The 18,090-nt window shown below is 61.8% G+C and carries 18 protein-coding genes; 7 read left to right on the top strand and 11 right to left on the bottom strand.

From position 1 onward, the window contains the following. Nucleotides 1-42: 42 nt before the first annotated feature. The 7 genes from QLG12_RS10575 to QLG12_RS10545 all read right to left on the bottom strand — a co-directional run bounded on the left by QLG12_RS10575 (nucleotide 43) and on the right by QLG12_RS10545 (nucleotide 6,231). Complete coding sequence (locus QLG12_RS10575; RefSeq protein WP_197867981.1) at nucleotides 43-1,986, bottom strand: response regulator; 1,944 nt, start codon at nucleotides 1,984-1,986, stop codon at nucleotides 43-45. Beyond that, nucleotides 1,976-2,851 (bottom strand): ATP-binding protein, encoded by an 876-nt coding sequence (locus QLG12_RS10570; RefSeq protein ID WP_197867980.1) that lies wholly within the window; start codon nucleotides 2,849-2,851, stop codon nucleotides 1,976-1,978. The genes QLG12_RS10575 and QLG12_RS10570 overlap by 11 nt, the downstream gene beginning before the upstream one ends. Beyond that, the gene (locus tag QLG12_RS10565) at nucleotides 2,844-3,854 is read right to left on the bottom strand and encodes an ATP-binding protein (protein ID WP_064384089.1); all 1,011 of its coding nucleotides are present in this window, start codon (nucleotides 3,852-3,854) and stop codon (nucleotides 2,844-2,846) included. Before QLG12_RS10565 ends, QLG12_RS10570 begins: the two co-directional genes overlap by 8 nt. Beyond that, a complete protein-coding gene (locus QLG12_RS10560; RefSeq protein ID WP_011334519.1) occupies nucleotides 3,851-4,255 on the bottom strand; it encodes an anti-sigma regulatory factor in 405 nt (134 codons plus the stop codon). The genes QLG12_RS10565 and QLG12_RS10560 overlap by 4 nt, the downstream gene beginning before the upstream one ends. Beyond that, a complete protein-coding gene (locus QLG12_RS10555; protein WP_011334518.1) occupies nucleotides 4,252-4,614 on the bottom strand; it encodes an STAS domain-containing protein in 363 nt (120 codons plus the stop codon). The genes QLG12_RS10560 and QLG12_RS10555 overlap by 4 nt, the downstream gene beginning before the upstream one ends. Nucleotides 4,615-4,617: 3 nt before the next feature. After that, on the bottom strand, nucleotides 4,618-5,469 hold the full coding sequence (locus QLG12_RS10550; RefSeq protein WP_197867978.1) for an STAS domain-containing protein: 852 nt from the start codon (nucleotides 5,467-5,469) through the stop codon (nucleotides 4,618-4,620). A gap of 240 nt (nucleotides 5,470-5,709) precedes the next feature. Beyond that, complete coding sequence (locus QLG12_RS10545; RefSeq protein WP_197867977.1) at nucleotides 5,710-6,231, bottom strand: DUF4142 domain-containing protein; 522 nt, start codon at nucleotides 6,229-6,231, stop codon at nucleotides 5,710-5,712. A gap of 206 nt (nucleotides 6,232-6,437) precedes the next feature. On the opposite strand from QLG12_RS10545, the gene QLG12_RS10540 reads away from it, so the two are divergent. Both QLG12_RS10540 and QLG12_RS10535 read left to right on the top strand, forming a co-directional pair. Beyond that, entirely contained in the window at nucleotides 6,438-6,680 is a 243-nt protein-coding gene (locus QLG12_RS10540; protein ID WP_007959466.1) for a DUF465 domain-containing protein, read from the top strand. A 109-nt stretch (nucleotides 6,681-6,789) separates the two neighbouring features. Further along, a complete protein-coding gene (locus QLG12_RS10535) occupies nucleotides 6,790-6,960 on the top strand; it encodes a hypothetical protein (RefSeq protein ID WP_197867976.1) in 171 nt (56 codons plus the stop codon). Between the two features lie 131 nt (nucleotides 6,961-7,091). Here QLG12_RS10535 and QLG12_RS10530 read toward each other — a convergent pair whose 3' ends face one another. From QLG12_RS10530 to QLG12_RS10515, 4 genes are all read right to left on the bottom strand, one after another. After that, entirely contained in the window at nucleotides 7,092-8,168 is a 1,077-nt protein-coding gene (locus QLG12_RS10530; protein ID WP_282474449.1) for an SMP-30/gluconolactonase/LRE family protein, read from the bottom strand. Continuing rightward, nucleotides 8,165-9,310, bottom strand: a complete 1,146-nt coding sequence (locus QLG12_RS10525) for a sterol desaturase family protein (RefSeq protein ID WP_282474448.1) — start codon at nucleotides 9,308-9,310, stop codon at nucleotides 8,165-8,167. Before QLG12_RS10525 ends, QLG12_RS10530 begins: the two co-directional genes overlap by 4 nt. A gap of 109 nt (nucleotides 9,311-9,419) precedes the next feature. Continuing rightward, nucleotides 9,420-10,283, bottom strand: a complete 864-nt coding sequence (locus QLG12_RS10520) for a LysR family transcriptional regulator (RefSeq protein WP_085610473.1) — start codon at nucleotides 10,281-10,283, stop codon at nucleotides 9,420-9,422. Nucleotides 10,284-10,338: 55 nt separating this feature from the next. Beyond that, entirely contained in the window at nucleotides 10,339-12,057 is a 1,719-nt protein-coding gene (locus tag QLG12_RS10515; protein WP_282474447.1) for a hydrogenase maturation protein, read from the bottom strand. 298 nt (nucleotides 12,058-12,355) lie between these two features. Between QLG12_RS10515 and QLG12_RS10510 the strand changes: the two genes are divergently transcribed. From QLG12_RS10510 to QLG12_RS10490, 5 genes are all read left to right on the top strand, one after another. Further along, entirely contained in the window at nucleotides 12,356-12,862 is a 507-nt protein-coding gene (locus QLG12_RS10510; protein ID WP_282474446.1) for a sigma-70 family RNA polymerase sigma factor, read from the top strand. After that, complete coding sequence (locus QLG12_RS10505; protein WP_282474445.1) at nucleotides 12,859-13,806, top strand: FecR family protein; 948 nt, start codon at nucleotides 12,859-12,861, stop codon at nucleotides 13,804-13,806. Before QLG12_RS10510 ends, QLG12_RS10505 begins: the two co-directional genes overlap by 4 nt. A gap of 91 nt (nucleotides 13,807-13,897) precedes the next feature. After that, nucleotides 13,898-16,822: a TonB-dependent receptor gene (locus QLG12_RS10500; RefSeq protein ID WP_282474444.1), complete on the top strand. Its 2,925-nt coding sequence runs from the start codon at nucleotides 13,898-13,900 to the stop codon at nucleotides 16,820-16,822. Between the two features lie 254 nt (nucleotides 16,823-17,076). Next, a complete protein-coding gene (locus tag QLG12_RS10495) occupies nucleotides 17,077-17,568 on the top strand; it encodes an antitoxin Xre/MbcA/ParS toxin-binding domain-containing protein (protein ID WP_197868068.1) in 492 nt (163 codons plus the stop codon). Next, on the top strand, nucleotides 17,565-18,068 hold the full coding sequence (locus QLG12_RS10490) for an RES domain-containing protein (RefSeq protein ID WP_011334506.1): 504 nt from the start codon (nucleotides 17,565-17,567) through the stop codon (nucleotides 18,066-18,068). Before QLG12_RS10495 ends, QLG12_RS10490 begins: the two co-directional genes overlap by 4 nt. Nucleotides 18,069-18,090: the final 22 nt, after the last annotated feature.

Raw genomic sequence — 18,090 nt, 5'->3', positions numbered from 1 at the left:
ACAAAAAACTGAGGGAGCGGGGTTGCCCGCGATGGCGGTGTGTCAGGAACCGTCGAGGGTGCGACGCACCTTGTCCAGCAATGCGCTGATCTGAAACGGCTTGACCAGCATGTCCATGCCGGCTCCGAGGAATACCTGGCGGTTGATCGCGGTTTCCGCATAACCGGTCATGAACAGGATCGGCAGCGCTTCGCGCCAGCCCCGGGCAACGTCCGCCAGTTCGCGGCCGGTCATGCGTGGCAGACCAACGTCAGTCAGCAGCAGGTCGATCGACGCGTCGTTCTGCAAGCGTTCCAGCGCCGTTTCGATATCACCGGCCTGGGTGCAGCGGTAACCGGCGTCTTCCAGCACTTCGGTGACGAACAGGCGTACCGCCGGCATGTCTTCGACAATCAACACATGTTCGCCCGAGCCTTGCGGATCAATGGTCACCGGGGCCACATCGACAGCGGTCGGATCGCTGGTGGCCGGCAGCATGATCGTCACTTCGGTGCCGCGTCGCGCGACGCTGCGGATGTGCGCATCGCCACCGGACTGACGGGCAAAACCGTAGATCGTCGACAGCCCCAGACCGGTGCCCTGGCCCAGCGGCTTGGTGGTGAAGAACGGCTCGAACACCTTGTCGATCACGTTGTGCTCGATGCCGGTACCGTCATCGCGCACCGATAGCGCCACATAGGATCCATCGGCGAGGTTCGGGTCGCCGTGGGAGTACGCCGCGTAAGTGCTGACCCAGATATTGCCGCCCCGTGGCAATGCGTCCCGGGCATTGATCACCAGATTGAGCACCGCACTTTCGAGCTGAATCGGATCGACCAGCGCGATGGCAGGTTTGGTGGTCAATTCGAGCTTGAGGGCGATGCGTTCGCCGATGGTGCGCACCAGCAATTCTTCGAGCGAGCGGACGTGTCTGTTGATGTCGACCGGACGGGTGTCAAGTGGTTGCTGACGGGCAAACGCCAGCAGGCGATGGGTGAGCGAGGCCGCGCTCCTCGCTGAGTTCAGAGCCGCTTCGGCGTAGAACTGGACCTTGTCCGTTCGGCCATCGGCAACACGTTTCTGGATCAGTTCGAGGCTGGTGATGATCCCGGTCAGCAGGTTGTTGAAGTCATGGGCGATGCCGCCCGTGAGCTTACCCAGCGCATCCATTTTCTGTACTTGCAGCAGTTGCGATTCGGCGCGTACCCGGTCGGCGACTTCCTTGGCCAGTTGCGTGGTGGTGTCGTCCAGCTGCGCCAGGTGCGAGCGCTCGCGATGACGGTGTTCGGTGACGTCTTCGACGAACACCAGGCTCAGCTTGGGCGTGCGGTAGGGCGAAATCTGCCATTCGGTCTCGCGAACCTCACCCTGCACACGCATGTTCAGCGTGCCCTTCCAGCGCTCGCCGTCCACCAGTCGCAGGCGCAGTTCGTCGAGGATCGCGCTCTGATCCTCGGCAAAACACTCGCTGAGGGTCTGCGGGTCGCGGTTGTCCTGGATCAGCTGGGAAAAGGCGTGATTGCACTCATGGACTTTCAGATTGGCATCGAGCACCGCGATGGGGGCGGAGACGTTGACGAAGATCTCGCGGAAACGCGCCTCGCTTTCGCGCAACGCGTTCTCCGTGTCACGCACCCGCAGCAGGGTGCGTAACGTTGCCAGCAGCACGTCGGGATCGACCGGATGAATCAGGTAGGCATCGGCCCCGGCATCGAGGCCGGTGATGATGTCGCCGGTCTGGATCGACGCGGCGGACACGTGGATCACCGGAAGCAGGGCGGTGCCCAGGTCGGCGCGCAGTTTGCGCACGATGTCGAACCCGCTCATGTCCGGCAGATTGACGTCGAGGATCAGCGCATCGAGCGACTGACTGGCGATCAGGGCCAGCCCCTCGCCGCCGGTGCCGGCCTCCAGCACTTCGTAACCGTGGCGCTCCAGCCGTCGGCGCAAGGCATAGCGAGTGGCGACGTTGTCATCGACGATCAACAGACGGATGTCATGTTTCATCGACGTTCTCCTGGGCAATTGCCAGCGGAATGATCACGAAAAAGCTTGAGCCCACGCCCGGCGTACTTTCGACACCAACCTCACCACCGAGCAATTCAGCGAAGCGTTTGCACAGCGACAGGCCAAGCCCGGTGCCGCGCAGGCGTTTTTGCAGTGGGGAGTCGACCTGGGAAAAGTCTTCGAACAGGGTGCCGTGCAATTCAGGGGCGATGCCGATGCCGGTGTCGCTGACGGCGAACCGCACCTTGCCCTCACCCTCAAGACGCGCCGAGATCCGGACCTCGCCACGGGTGGTGAATTTCAGCGAGTTGGAAATGAAGTTGCGCAGGATCTGCGCCAGCTTCTTGTCGTCGGTGTAAAGACGCGGGAGGCCTACCGGCTCTTCGAAAATCAGGTCTACGGCCGTGGCATCGACAATCGGCCGGAACATCCCCCGCAGTGCGGCGAACAGGTCGAACATGTCGAACCACGCCGCAGAAATGCTGATGCGTCCGGCCTCGATCTTCGCCAGATCGAGCAGGTCGTCGACCATGTCGCTGAGTTCCCGGGCGGCGGTGCTGACAAACGCCACCTGCTTGTGTTGCTCGGGGCTGAGGGGGCCGTCGAGTTCGTCGGCGAGCAGGCTGTTGATGCTCAGGATCGAGCCCAGCGGCGTGCGGAACTCGTGGCTCATGTACGACAGGAAACGGCTTTTCAGGTCGGATGCCTGACGCAGTTGTTCAGCCTGGGTATCCAGCTCGGCGTACAGCGCGAGCACGCCCTGATTGGTTTCGTCGAGCTCTTCGCGCAGCGCTGCGGTTTCGCTCTGCAAGCGTGCGATCAGTTCTGCCTGTTCGGCGTTGTTCAAGGTCGGGGACTCAGTCATGGGCGGACTCCAGGGCAACCACCAGCACGGTGACATCGTCGCGCCCGCGGCAGAAGTCGCGGTGCAGGACGGTGGCAATCACGGCGGGATGGCGATGCACCAGACCGGGGTAATCCTGAAGGTTCCAGCGGGACTGCAAGCCGTCGCTATACATGATCAATAGATGTCCGTTCACGTGAGCATAGTCAAAAGGCTGGGCTTTTCTGTACTGGCCACCGACGATGCCCGGATGCGAGGCCAGTCCGCGCGACTTATCGGAAGCGATCAGGCTGGCACCGATGTTGCCGACACCGGTGAACGACAGACTGGCACGGCCGGCGTGAAACTGCGCGAATGCCACCGCGCCACCCCGGCTACCGATCATCTCACGGTGCATGTCTTCCATCAGCAGCGTCGGCGCACCGAACGGATTCAAGGCAAAGGCCTTTTCACCGGCACGGGCCGCACGCTCGGCGTCCTCGCCATGGCCCAGACCGTCGACCACCAGAGCACTGACGTCAGCGCCGTGGATCGCCAGATGCCAGACATCACCGCAGGCCGGGTCGTTGTGCAGCGAGTGCTGGCTGACACCATACGGCATATCCACCTGCCGGTCGCTGCGCGGGTATAAACGAGCCAGCAGCACCGCGCCGCGATGATCGGCAAAAACATCGAAGACATCGGCCTGGCGTGCCACGGCGCCCAGGCCGATGCCCTGAGTACCGCCGGTGGAAAAACCATCGGCCATGCACGCATCCAGATCAAAGCCCTGCGCTCGGTCGACTGCAATCATTTCGATGCCGTCGTCACCCTGACGCGGCAACAGACGCAAGTGAAGTTCGCCGTGTCCGGCATGCTTGAGCACATTGCTCGCCAGCTCCGTGGCCACCAGCGCGACGCGGCCGGCATCGCTTTCGCCAAAACCGTGTTGCTCGGCCAGACGCTGGGCCGTACGCCGGGCATGGCCGATCTGGCTGCTGTCCTCGATCACCAACACCTGGGTCAATGTCCCGCTGATGTTCATGTCCATCGGGTGATCGTTATGCGAGTGCCTTTGCCGGGCTCGGTGTCCAGTTCGAATTCATCGACCAGTCGCTTGGCCCCGGTCAGGCCCAGACCCAGACCGCTGCCGGAGGTCCAGCCGTCGGTCATCGCCAGTTTGATGTCGGGAATACCCGGGCCTTCATCGCGAAAGGTCAGGCGCAGGCCGACCTTGTGGTTGTCATCGAGGATCTGCCAGTCCATGTCTCCGCCACCGCCATACACCATGGTGTTGCGCGCCAGTTCACTGACGGCGGTCACCAGTTTGGTCAGGTCGATCAGGCGCATGCCGCACTCGGTGGCCAGTTTGCGCGCCGTTTGCCGCGCCAGCACCACATCCTGCTCGATGTTGATCGGTTGGGTACCGCTGCTGCGCACGGTCATTGCTGGCGTACTCGTTCCTGCAGCAGTTTCATTCCGCGCTCGACGTTCAGCGCGGTACTGACGCCCGGCAGGTACAGGCCGAGCTCCACCAGCGTGATCGCCACTGCCGGTTGCATACCGACCAGCATGGTTTCAGCGTCCATGATTTTCGACAGGCCGGAAATGGTGCCGATCATCCGGCCGATGAACGAATCGACCATGTCCAGCGCCGAGATGTCGATCAGCACGCCGCGTGCGGAGGTCTTGCTGATGCGCTCGGACAGGTCGTCTTGCAGGGTGAGGGCGAGTTGGTCATGCATGTCGACCTGAATGGTCACCAGCAGGAAATCACCCATCTGAAGAATCGGGATACGTTCCATTGTTCAGACCGTCTTGGTGAGGGTGATGCCCAGACGGGTCAGGGCCAGCTTCAGTGCGTCGGCCAGATTGGCTTTGGTGACCACACCCTGCAGATCCAGGCCCAGATGGACGATGGTCTGGGCAATCTGCGGACGCACGCCGCTGATGATGCAATCGGCGCCCATCAGGCGGATCGCGGTCACGGTCTTGAGCAGGTGTTGGGCGACCAGCGTGTCGACGGTCGGCACGCCAGTGATATCGATGATGGCGATTTCCGAACCGGTGTCGACGATGCGTTGCAGCAGCGATTCCATCACCACTTGGGTGCGCTGAGAATCGAGGGTGCCGATCATCGGCAGGGCGAGCACGCCATCCCACAATTTGACCACCGGGGTCGACAGTTCCAGCAGTTCTTCCTGCTGGCGCTTGATCACCGCTTCACGGGACTTCTGGAACGTGCGAATGGTGTACAGGCCGAAAGCATCGAACAGTTCGGAGATTTCCCAAAGCTGTTCGGCGAGCAGGGCAGGCTGGTCCTGATAATGGTTTTGCAGCAGGGCGAACAGCGGGCCCTTGAGCGAGAAAATGAAGCTGGCGGTCTGCTGGGAATCCTGACCGAGCTGGGCGCGGCTGTGGGAGAGTTTTTCGAGGAACTGGCGCATGCCTTCCCAGCCCGGCGCGGCGATGTTGGTGCCGCTGTCGTTTTCCAGGCCACTGACCACCAGTTGCAGGAATTCGCGGGTCTGTTGTTGTAAATCATGTTCTTTGAGGTTGCGGCTGGCGCCGCTGTCTTGCAGTCCCTTGATCCATTCGCCCAGCAGTTGAACCTGATTGTTTTTAATCGCATCGAGTGTGCTGTTCTGCAGTGCTGCCATGTGCCTGTTGCTCCATTGCGAATTGGGGGCCGGTTCTTCGGAAAATGACCGGCGCGAAGTGAATGACCCTGGCCGTTCGAAATAGTTGTTCGTTCCCGTGAGGATATTTTTGATCTGCCGCAAGCAATGCACCGGTAACTCTAGTCGGCGTGGCCGCAAATGCTGATCTTTTGCCTGCAACAAGGCCCCAACGCAAAGAGGCCGCGTCCAATGGAGGCGGCCTCTTTGAGTACCTGGCGGTTACTTGCTGGGGTGTTTGGCCTGTAGCTCTTTGGCGGCGGCCAGGTGTTTTTCCAGACCGGGCAACATTTTCTGCGCAAAGGCTTTGAGTTCGGTGGCGCCTTTGACCTTGTCGTCGGTCACGGTGTTGGCTTGTTTCTTGAACAGCTCGATGGCCTCTTCGTGCGCCTTGACCTGATTGTTGGCATAGGCGGCATCGAAGGATTCATCGCGCATGTCGAGGATTTTCTCCTTGGCCTGTTTGACCAGGGTCGTGGTGTCCGGCACTTCGATGTCGTTGGCCTTGGCAATCGTGGCCAGTTCATCGTTGGCCTTGCCATGGTCGGTGATCATCATGTTGGCAAACGCCTTGATGTCGGCCGATTGGCTCTTTTCCAGCGCCAGACGGCTGGTTTCGATTTCGGCGATGCCGCCAGCTGCTGCGTTATCGACGAAATCGTTGTCGGTGGCGGCAAAGGCCGAACCCATGCCGGTGCTGAGGGCGACAGCCAGAAAGAGATGACGCAGTTTGAATCCGTCCATTGGTGTTTCTCCACGCAGGTTTTTGTGAGCGTTAACCAATGGAGGGATTTCGCCGACCAAAGGTTTTATCGCATTTGCGAAAGGGCGACGAACGGGCACCGCTGGTCTGACAGGTGGTCGACAGAACCGGTCAACCGAGGCCATTCTGATACCTGGCCAGCGCAAATCGGTCGCGTTGGCTGCCGATCAACTGACGGAGGTGTTCCATGCCGGTGACCCATGATTTGTTACAGGACTTGAAACTGACAAAGGAAGAGATCCAGCAGCGACGCACCGCGGATCCACATCTGGATGCACTGATCAACAAGTATTCCCAGGCGGACGCCGAAGTCGTCAAGGCCGAGACGGCGACCTCGGATGCACCCAGCGACGACACCCTGAAGAAACTCAAAGAGAAACGCTTGCAGGTCAAAGACAAGATCGTCGAGCAGTTGCAGGCTCGAACCTGACCGTCAGTCGCGCCACCGGCCCTCGCTGGTGAAACGACTGGAACGACAGCCCCGACCGGCACCTCGAATGTTCAGAGTCTTCATCCATCGATGCTCTGCGAGGTGCCTTATGAACAAGCCAAAATTCCCCAGTGAAGAGCAGGGCGCATTCGACCCGGTTCCGACCCATCCCGAGCCGAACAGCCCGGCGCACACCGTTCGTAATCCTGAAGAGAAACGCAAGAGCGAGGCAGTGCCGGAGGACGAGGATCCGGACAAGTTTGATCGATCCAGTAACTGACAGTCCGCCATCGCTGGCAAGCCAGCTCCCACAGGGTTTTTCGTCGTTTGCAGGTTCTGCGACTAACACGGTAGCTGTGGGAGCCGGCTTGCCAGCGATGGCGTCCGCCGATCCACCGCAAATCTCAAGCCTCACTTCAAGGCTGCCTCCAACGGCATCCGCGCCATGTGCGTGGCCTTCAGCGAGCCGAAATACAACCAGTCGCCATATTCGCGCACTGTGGTAATCGGCGAATAATTGCCGGCGCTGGCATCCTGCAGATTGGCAATCACCTTGCCCTCCAGATCCAGTCCCAGCACGAACCCGCGTTTCTCCACCGGTTTGGGCAGCACGGTCATGGCCCGCACGATCATCTTGCGCACGAACGGATGCCCGGCCGTGCTATCCAGCAGCGAATTGCGCGGGGTATAGAGCGCCACCCAGAACCGGTCCCGTCCATTGAAGGCGAGGTTGTCCGGCAGCCCCGGCAGGTTGTCGATGAACAGATCGTGGGTGCCGGCCCTGGGCCCGGTCAGCCAGTAGCGGCTGATGCGGTAGGCGCCGGTTTCGTTGACCAGCACATAGGCGTCTTCCGGGCCGAGGGTCACGCCGTTGGCGAACTCCAGCTTGTCCAGCAACAGGCTGGTTTTTCCGGTCTGGAAGTCGTAACGCAGCAGGCGTCCGTCGCCGCCATGTTCGATGATCGCTTCGCCATCGTGACCGTAACCCCAGCGGCTCGAGGCGTCGCTGAAGTAGGCGTAGTGTCCGGACTTGTCGATCGCCACGTCATCCGTGAAGCCGAACGGCAGACCATTGGCTTCGGTGGTCAGCGCCACCAACTGACCCTGTGCGTCGAGGGAGAGCAAACCCTTGACCCCGTCGGCGATCACCAGCAAACCGTTGGGATGCCGCGCCAGCCCCAGCGGCCGGCCGCCGGTATCGGCCAGCACCTTGCGCTGTTGGCCGTCGAGGCTGGTGCGCAGCAGGCGACCGTCGTGCAGGCCGGTGATCAGAAAATCGTTTTCCAGCAGCAGCGCTTCCGGCCCTTCGATATTGCTCGGCCCCACCTGTGCAACACCCTTGAGCCGCTGGTTGTCAGCGTACTGGCCTTCGCTCAGCGAGGGCGCTGGTTGCGGTGTCCATGCCACGGGCTCGACCTTGGTCGGCATGAGCAGCAGGAACGCCACAACGACGACGATCAGCAACAACAACGGATAGCGCCACTTCACACGTGAGCTCCTGCAAGGGCCAGGTGCCGGGTGGCCATGTCGCGCAGGGCCATCATCGAAGTCGCCGATTCGCGCTCGATGCGGCGCTTGAGCAGCAGTTGGTTGGCGATGCGCAGGCCGATACCTTCGAACTGGTAGTCGAGAGTGCGCACGAACCGCGTGGCACCGTCGTGCGCCGAGCATTCATAAGTCAGCTGCAACGACAGACCCTGGTCACCTTGGGCCCGGGCACACCAGCGCCGACCGGGCAGGTATTCGGTCACCTCCCAACGCAAATGTCCCTCGCGTCCCCCGGCATGGATGTCCTCGTCGAATCGCGCGCCGGCATGCAGCGCACCGCTCGGGCCGTCGATCTTCAGCGAAGACGGATGCCACTCCGGCCAGCGACTGACAGTGGCGGCGTAAGCGAGGACGGCGATCGGATCGCCGGCAATGTCGACGGTGTGCTGCATGCGGGTCATGGGCGTTCTCGAATCGGTCAGAGGGGCGGTTTCCGGCTCCCAGTAAAGGGTGCCGAACAGATAGTCCATCAGCGGAAAAACGATATTGAAATTGCGCTCCTGCATGCGCTCGCGACGATGATGCAGCTCGTGCAGACGGCGCATCTGGCGGATCCACGGCAGCCGGGTCAGCAGGTTCTGCGGCGGCAGATGCTCGCAGGCGTGAAACACTTCATACGTCAGGTAACCGAACACCATGCAGCCGCCAAACAGCCCGGCGACGTTGCTGTTGACCTGCGCGAACAGCCACCACAGGGGCAGGGTGATTGCCAGCGTGTGCAGCACGATCAGCCAGGCCGGGAACAGGATCACCCGCCAGTCGCGGGCGCCGTCGTAGGTCATGTGGCCGGGGGTGAAGAAGCTGTGATGATCGCCGGCATGTCGGGCGTAGAACATCCGCGCGAAGCTCTTTTTGTGGTGACCGAGGTGGCGGTGCACCATGTACACGCCGAAATTGAAGAACAGCAGGGTCAGTGGCACGGCCAGCCATTCCAGCGGTTGCACCTGGTGCACGCTGCTCCAGAACGCGCCGATGGCCAGCACCCCGAACAGCAGCACGAATGCGCCGTGCAGCCACGGGTTGTAGCGGGGATGGATCGCCGCCCGATAGCGGCTGCGAAATGCCTCGGTGGTCTGCCTCACTGCGCTCACCTGCGGATATTGTTGTTATCCCGGCAGCGTAGCCGATCCCGCCGTTTGTGCAGGGCCAACCTTCAGGTCACAAGTGCCATGCTCCGGTGTATGGCGACCGTCAGCTCAACGGGTTCCAGCGCTGCGACCAGTCGTCATCGGCCCTGATCACTTCGCGCAGCAGATCGAACGCCTGTTGCAGGATCGCCGAGTCGCGGTCGCGGGAGTAGACGAGGTAGGTCGGATAGCCGAATTCCGGGGCTTTGGTCACCGGCTCCAGCGCGCCGCTTTCCAGATAAGTGCGCACGACCCGGGTCCGGAAATAGCCGCTGCCGCCGTTCTCCAGGATGTATTGCAGGGCCAGCGGGCCGAGGTTGAAGCTCAGGGCGGCCTTGGCCTTTTCCGGCAGGGCAGCGTCGTGCTGGCGGCGGAAGTCCGGGCCCCAGTCGATGTACACGTAGGGCGCAGGGCGGCCGGGCGTGGTCACCAGAATCAGTTTTTCTTCCAGCACTTGCTCGACCTGCAGCCCCGGCCAGTATTCCGGTTGATAGACCAGCGCGGCATCGAGCACCCCCAGTTCGAGCTGGCGCAGCAGGTTTTCGCCGTCGCGGATGTCCATGCGCAGGGCGTGACCGGGGATTTTCTCGCGCAATTCGGCGGCCCAACTGAGCATCAACGGGTTGCACAGGCTGACCTCGCCACCGATGTGCAGCACGTTGTGATAGCCCTCGGGCAAGGGCAGGTCGCGGCGCGCCGCTTCCCAGGTCTGCACCAGTTGATTGGCGTAGACCACGAAGGCCTCGCCGTTGGCGGTCAGGCGTGCGCCGGCACGGTTGCGTACGAAGAGAGTGCTGCCCAACTGGCTTTCGAGTTTCTGGACACGGGCGGTGATTGCTGTCTGAGTGACGAACAACTTCTCGGCCGCCGCGGCGAGGCTGCCGTGGCGGACGATTTCCAGAAAGGTACGGGCGAGGTCGATGTCCATGGGCGGGCCGGTGGTTGAGGTGCGCGCATTGTAAGGCAAAAGCGGCCCCCACGGATTAGCTGACCAGCTCGGTATCATCCACCCGAGCCCAATCCTCCACCAACCGCGCCGGCGTACAGCAAGTCTTGCGCTTGTACACGAAGTTGCGGCACTTCTCGGCAAACTGATTGCGGTTGTACAGCATGTCTTCCTGCATCTCTTGCAGCTCCGCCTCGCGGCATTGGCGGATCAGCGCATGATCGACCCGCAGCTTGCGTTCGCGCACCGGCGCATAAGTCGGATCACTCAGCACGCTGTTGGCCCGTTGCAGCAGCCACAGCGAAAACTCGTCCGGGCAGCGCGGGCCGATTTCCTGGACCATGCCCAGTTGCAGCGCCTGCGCAGCGCTGACCGGCAGACAGGCCTGGGTCAGTTGTTCGGCCATGGCCGGGCCGACGGCGCGGGGCAGGCTGTAGGTCCAGTATTCCGAGCCGTACAGGCCCATGCTCTTGTAATGCGGGTTGAGCACGATGTCGGCGCGGGCAAACACGATGTCAGCCGCCAGGGCGAGCATCACACCGCCGGCACCGGCATTGCCGGTGACCCCGCTGACCACCAGTTGCCGCGCGCTGAGCAATTCTTCGCACACATCATCGATGGCCTGGATATTGGCCCAGGCTTCGGCGCCTGGATCTTCTGCGGCCTGAATCACGTTCAGGTGCACGCCGTTGGAAAAACTGCCGCGCCCGCCCTTGATCAACAGTACCTGCGTGTCGCGGGACTTGGCCCAGCGCAACGCCTCGACCATGCGCCGGCATTGCTCGGTGCTCATGGCGCCGTTGTAGAACTCCAGCGTCAGCTCGCCGACCTGGCCGGACTCGCGATAGCGGATCGGCTGATACGGCTCGTCGCTGAACGGCGCGTTGGCAATCGACCAGTCCAGCACCGGCACGTGCGCCAGTTGCCCAGCCAGTACATGCCGCGCCGGACGCTTGAAGGTTTCCTCGCCCGGTTGCGGTTTGCGTCGCAGCGAGCCGATCCACAGGCTGTGATCACCGGTCGCCACCAGCACCGCGTCGTCGTGTACCGCGAGAATTTCCCCGGGCATGCCGGTGCGCTGGTCGAGGTGCGCGTCGAACACGTAATACTGTCCGCCGGCGAGACTGGCGAGTACGCCGGGCTGGCCGTCCGCCGCATCGATGCAGCGTTTGATGAAGCGCGAGCAGTCATGCCAGCTGAAGGTGCGGTCGTCCTGTTTCATGTTCGGCTGCAAACGCCCGCGCACTTTCGGATCGTTGTAATCCAGCGCCATCGGCACGAAGCCGTCGATGAATTTCTCCACCACTTCACGGATGCAACAGATCGCCGCGTCGCTGACCCGGCCGTTGTACAGCTCGGATTTGCGCAGCCCCGTTGGCAGGTTGAATTCGCAGGTGGCCCAGATCGGGCCGGCATCCATTTCTTCGACCGCTTGCAGGGCGGTCACGCCCCAGGACGGCAGCTCGCGCATGATCGCCCAATCCAGTGCGCTGGCACCGCGATCGCCGACGATGCCGGGGTGGATGATGACGACCGGACGCTGCGGGTTGCTCCACAGCGCGTGGGGGACGCGATCCTTGAGGAACGGGCAGATCACCAGGTCGGCACCGCTGTTTTCAATCTGTTCGCACACGGCGGCTTCGTCGGTGAACAGCACCACGCTCGGCGAGTGCCCGGCCTGGCGCAGGTCCAGCCATGCACGCTGAGTCAGGCCGTTGAACGCCGACGACAAAAGAATGATGTTGAGTGATCGCATGATTGTTCTTCCTTGAAAGGTCAGCCGCAGGCTCCCTGTGAGCCGTCCGTGGCTATCGATGGAGGCGCAAGGTTAGTGACTGGCGTGGCTGGCGCCACTGATCGAGATCAACGTTGTGTTAGCCAATATTGCTGCGGCGACGGCACGCCTTATTCTCAAAGGTTTGATGATCCTGATTTTTTATTACTTCAAATGTCTCAGACGCTATTGCACAGTCGCATCCCTGATCACCGCCGGAAGATCCCGGCGTATCCATGGATTTTCGCAGCGGGTGGAACCCGTTTTCAGGGAGTAACGCATGGGGAGTCACAACCCGCATTACCAGGTCATCGGGCAGATGTTCCAAAAGGACTACCGATGGCTGTGCGCGGCGGTCAGCCGTACGCTCGGTTGCCCGCACAGCGCACAGGACATTGCTTCGGAAACCTTTCTTCGGGTATTGGCGCTGCCCGATCCGCTGGCAATTCGCGAACCCCGCGCGCTGTTGACCACGATTGCCAAGCGGCTGGTCTATGAAGGCTGGCGCCGGCAGGATCTGGAGCGCGCTTATCTGCAAAGCCTCGCGCTGGCGCCGGAACCGGTGCATCCGTCGCCCGAGGAGCGGGAATTGGTGATCGAAACGCTGCTGGCGGTGGATCGCTTGCTCAACGGCCTGTCGGCCAAGGCCAAGGCGGCGTTTCTCTACCACCAACTCGACGGCCTGACCTACAGCGAAATCGGCGAACGCCTCGGCGTGTCCACCAGCCGCGTGCAGCAATACATGGTCGAGGCGTTCAAGCGTTGCTATCAGGCGATGCAGGCATGAGGCCGGACGAAACGCTGATCGACGAAGCAGCGCAATGGATGGCGCTGCTGCAATCAGGGCATGTCAGCTTGCAGGAGCGCGCCGCCTTCGACGCCTGGCGCACGGTGGATCCACGGCATCAGCAGATCATCGAACAAATGGGTGGCGGGCTGAACCTGTTGCGCCATGCGAACCTGCGCGGCTTGCCGCGTGAGAGTGTGTTGCACAGCCTGAATGCGCCGTCCAGTCGCCGTCGATTCCTCAGCGGCAGTTTGAGCGTGCTCGGTATCGCGGTGCTGGCCGGTTTGCTCGGTCGACGTTATGGCTGGTTGCCCGAGGCCGGCGAGTTGTCGACCGGTACCGGCGAGCGTCGGGAATTCACGCTGGAGGATGGCAGCGCCCTTACGTTGAATGCCCGCAGCCGCGTGGTACCCCGCTTCAACGACAACGAGCGTTTGCTGGACTTGCGCAGCGGCGAGCTGCTGATCGATGTGGCGAAAAATCTGGCCCGGCCGTTTGTGGTCGAAACCGAGCATGGACGGATGCGTGCGCTCGGGACGAAATTCCTGGTGCAGCGCGGGGAAAATTCGACGCGGCTGGTGATGCTGCATTCACAGGTCGAAGTGGTCACCGCCAGCGGCGCTCGGCAAGTGGTGGAGGCGGGCGAAAGTCTGCTGTTCAACGCTCAGGAAATCCTTGCGCTGGAACCCGGCAACGGGCAGGAAAGTGCCTGGGTGCAAGGGCGGCTTGAAGTGCGCGATCGCCCCTTGAGCGAAGTCATCGACAGCCTGCGCAGCTACCGTCGAGGCATCCTGCACGTGAGCCCGGAGGTTGCCGGTCTGCGTCTCAGCGGTCTCTATCCGCTGGACGACAGCGACCGCACCCTGCAACTGCTGGAGCGTTCGCTGCCGATCCGTGTCACCTGGCACAACCCGTACTGGGTCAGCATTGAAGCGCGGTTATAAATCCATAACTTCCCGGTCTATCCGTCCCCCTATAAAAAGCGCCGGGCCACTGCTCATTCCCTGCAGACGCCTTCAACAGGGAAGCCCCTCGATGTTCTCATTCAAACAACAACAATTGTCCCGCCTGACGCTGGCCATCGTGCTGGCGGCGGGCACGGCTCCGGTCGCCGTTCAGGCACAAGACGCCGCCGCTCAGGTCTTTACCTTCGACATTGCCGCCGGGGCCCTCGACGAGGTGCTGCTGGACATCTCGCGGCAGACCGGCGTGCCGATTTCCTTCAGCCAGAATCTGGTGCAGGGCAAGCGCAGCAGCACGGTACGCGGCGCATTGGGTGGACGTCAGGCGGTGGAGAAAGCCCTGATCGGCAGCGGTCTGCAAGTCGAGCAGGGCACCCAGGGCCTGAGTATTCGCCCGGCCGATGCGCCGAGCGCCGCGCCGGTCAAGGCCGCAGCCGTGGCACCCGCCAGCAGCGCCGATTACCGCATGGAAAAAGTCACCGTCACCGGCTCGCGCATCGCCCGTGCGCAGAGTGATGGTGCGACCCCGGTCAATGTCATCACCCACGAAGAAATGGAGGCGCGCGGCTACAAGAACGTCCACGACGCCCTCGCCACACAAACCCAGAACACCGGCATGACCCAGGGCGAAGACTACGGCAACACCTGGCAACCGGCGGCCAGCGCCCTCAACCTGCGCGGCCTTGGCCCCAACCACACGCTGGTGCTGATCAACGGCCGGCGGGTCGCCGATTACCCGACGCCGTACGACGGCAAGGTCAACTTCACCAACCTGGCGAACATTCCGTCGGCGATCATCGACCGCATCGAAGTGCTCAGCAGTGGCGCTTCGGCGATCTACGGTTCGGATGCGATTGCCGGGGTGGTGAACATCATCCTCAAAGACAAAATGAATGGCGTCGACGTCAACCTCAAGGGCGGCACCAGCGAGCGCGGCGGCGGTGACAACCAGCGTTTGCAGATCAGTGGCGGGGGCAGTTGGGGCGACTTCAACGGGCTGTTTGGACTTGAACTGACCCACCGCGATCCGATCTGGGCCGATGATCGCGGCTTCATGCAGAGCGGGCCGCTGGCGGATGTCGGCTACCGGCGCGACCTGACCAACAACCGCTATCTGGGGCCAGGTTGCGGCGCCTATCAGGGCACGTTCGACAACAAACTGTTCAACAGCGGCGGACGTTGCCGCACCGACCAGATGTACAACGATTACTGGACGGTGCAGACGCAAAAGGAAAACTACGACGGCTACACCCGTGGCACCTGGCATTTCAGCGACAGTGGTCAGGTCTTCGCCGACCTGATGTACGGTCTCGATCACATCCAGAACAACACACGCGGCCCGAGCTTCACCTCGCCGGACTTCATCAACCAGAACAGCGGCAATCTGGAGCGCTGGTACCGCCGCTTCGGCGAAGAGGAAATCGGCGGACGCACCAGCAACAACAGCAAGTGGCGCGACACCTCGTGGACCGGCACTCTGGGACTCTCCGATAAGATTGCCGACACCGGATGGAACTATGAACTGGCGGCCAACCGGTCCGAGTACAAGAGCGTGCGCACCACACGCTACACACCGCTGTCGTCGATCCAGGATTTCTACCTCGGCCCGCAACTGGGCATCCGCGACGGTTACCCGGTGTTCGCGCCGGATGCCTCGCGCCTCGACCGGCCACTGACAACCCAGGAGTGGGAGCAGTTTCGCGGCAACCTGACGCAGAGCAGCAAGTCGGTGTCGACCAATTACAACGCGTCGGTCAACGGCGAGTTGTTTGATCTGCCGGCTGGCCCGGTGGGATTTGCCGGCGTGCTGGAGGCGGGCAAACAGGAATATCGCATCGATCCGGATGACAGCCTCAACGACGGCAGCTTCTACGGCGTGACCCCGGCGCAAAGCTCCGGCGGTTCGCGCAAGCGTTATGCGGCCGGTGGCGAGTTCAGTATTCCGGTCACCGACACGGTGCTGGCCACAGCGGCAGGGCGCTGGGACCAATACAAATTCAGTGGCCGCACCGAACAACAGAAAACCTACAACCTTGGCCTGGAATGGCGGCCGGTGAACAGCCTGCTGGTGCGCGGCAGCTACGGCACCAGTTTCCGCGCCCCGGACCTGAACTACATCTATCAGTCCGACAGCAACGGCTACTACCCGGCGCAGATCGACTATTACGGTTGCAACCAGGGCGTGGAGGGCGCCTGTGATCGCGGGCGGGTCGATTACACCCAGAGCGGCACGGCGGATCTGGAATCCGAACGCGGCAGATCCTGGACCTACGGTTTCGTCTGGTCACCGTCGCGCAACTTTGACTTCTCGACGGATTTCTGGCGAGTCGAGATCGATGACCTGCTGACCACCGTCGACGAAAACCGCCTGTTGCAGCAAGAGAACGAATGCCGCAACGGCACCCAGGACATCAACTCGGCCAACTGCCAGTCGACCCTGGCGCGGGTCGATCGCAATCCCGGCAATGCTGCCGTCGATCCCAATCAGTTGCAGCGGGTGCGGGTGAACGCGATCAACGCCGCCAGCGAACGGGTCAGCGGCCTGGACTTCAAGAGCAACATCCGCTGGGGTGCCGGGCAGTACGGTGCGTTCAGTTCGGCGCTGGGCTACACCCTGGTGCTCTCGCATTACTACAAGGAATCGGACGAAGCCCCGACCCAGGACTGGCGCACCTCGCGCACCAATTACGACTGGCGCAGCAAGGTCAACGCCAGCCTGACCTGGGATTACCAGAAGGCCACGGCAACATTGATGGGGATTCGCTACGGCTCGGTCACCAACGGCGCGGGCGACGGGCGTCTGTCGCCGTGGACGGTGTTCAACGCCAGTGCGCGCTACAAGCTCAACGACCGGGCGAGTGTCGGGCTGACCGTGAACAACGTGCTCAATCAGGTCAAGCATGACGACTCGGCGGGCTGGCCGTATTACCCGACCGGCAACTACGACCCGTACGGGCGCCAGTGGTGGCTGGATGTGAGTTATCACTTCGGCAGTTGAGGGCGGAATGACGTCCGGCAGCGTCCTACGGAAGTTGCCGGACTTTGCGCGAAAACGGGGATATTTCCGACGACTTTTTCAGGTTGGTCGTCGGAAGCGTGATCTATAGCATCGGCGATGACATTGAAGTCGTTAACGGCCTGATTACTCAGGCCTCTGATAATGGATTGATCATGCGAACTGCACACCTCGAATACGAAACGCCGGCTTATTCCGCACGCCAACAGTGGCGCGATGACCGTGCCAGGTGCCCCATGGAGGATGTCGCGTTGCCCAGTGCAAAAGTAACCCGGTTGGCGGGCTTGAAGAAGGTTGAGGGCAAACCTGTCGAATTGCTCGTGCATGGCCGGAACATCGGTGATGACGCCCTGCTGATTGTTCACCTTACCGATGAAGGGTTCGAGTTGAACGACGTCGTCGACATGCTTTCAACCTCCGAGCTTTACCAGCAAGGCGACGTGGTCAAACTCATCACTGGCAAGTCGGTCAGAACGGTACAGCGGCTGCTGAAAGAAGGCAAACCGGTACGGCTTGACCCGCAGCAGAGTGTCATCGCCTACCAATATGCATTGGTGCTGGAGTTGGCCATTCGGGCCTTCGGGGGGCAACCACGGGCGGAGGACTGGCTGCAGAAACCCTCTACCTATTTTCACGGTCATGTGCCGCTGGAGTTGACCCTGCATCCATTGGGTTTTCAGATGGTCGAGCAGTATTTGCAGCAGCTTATCTACGGGGTTTACCCATGAACCCCTTGCCGTGGGACAAGCATTGGTATGCCTGGCGGCTGGATCCCGAGGTTTACGGAGGCACGTGGGACAGCGGGATTGGATCGAAGCTGAAAGGCGGTCGCTGGAATATACCCGGACGACGCGTCGTCTACGCCTCAGTCGATCCTTCCTCGGCCATTCTGGAGGTGGCAGCCAACCGCAGTTTTGATGCCCTGGACCGCGAACCTTATGTATTGACGTGCTTTGAGGTCATCAGTGACGCGAAGGTGAAAATCGTGCAGCCCGAAGAGGTGCCGAACCCTTACTGGCTGAGCCCTGCACAGCCTTCACCCAATCAGCAATTGTTCGCCGACGCGTTGCTGGCCGAGCACCCGTTTGTACTGATCCCGTCGGCGGCAACCCGCCATTCGTGGAACTTGCTGGTGAGCTGCGACCTGGCAGAAGGGCAGTTCAGGATGGTCTCGCAGGAGCGGTTCGGCCTCGATACCCGCTTACTCGCGGAAATGGCGTTGGTCTGATGAAGCGTCATGCCGCATTTTG

The sequence above is a fragment of the Pseudomonas sp. V88_4 genome (assembly GCF_029967985.1).
Classification (GTDB): Bacteria; Pseudomonadota; Gammaproteobacteria; order Pseudomonadales; family Pseudomonadaceae; genus Aquipseudomonas; species Aquipseudomonas glycinae.
This window is presented reverse-complemented; position numbering and strand designations above follow the sequence as displayed.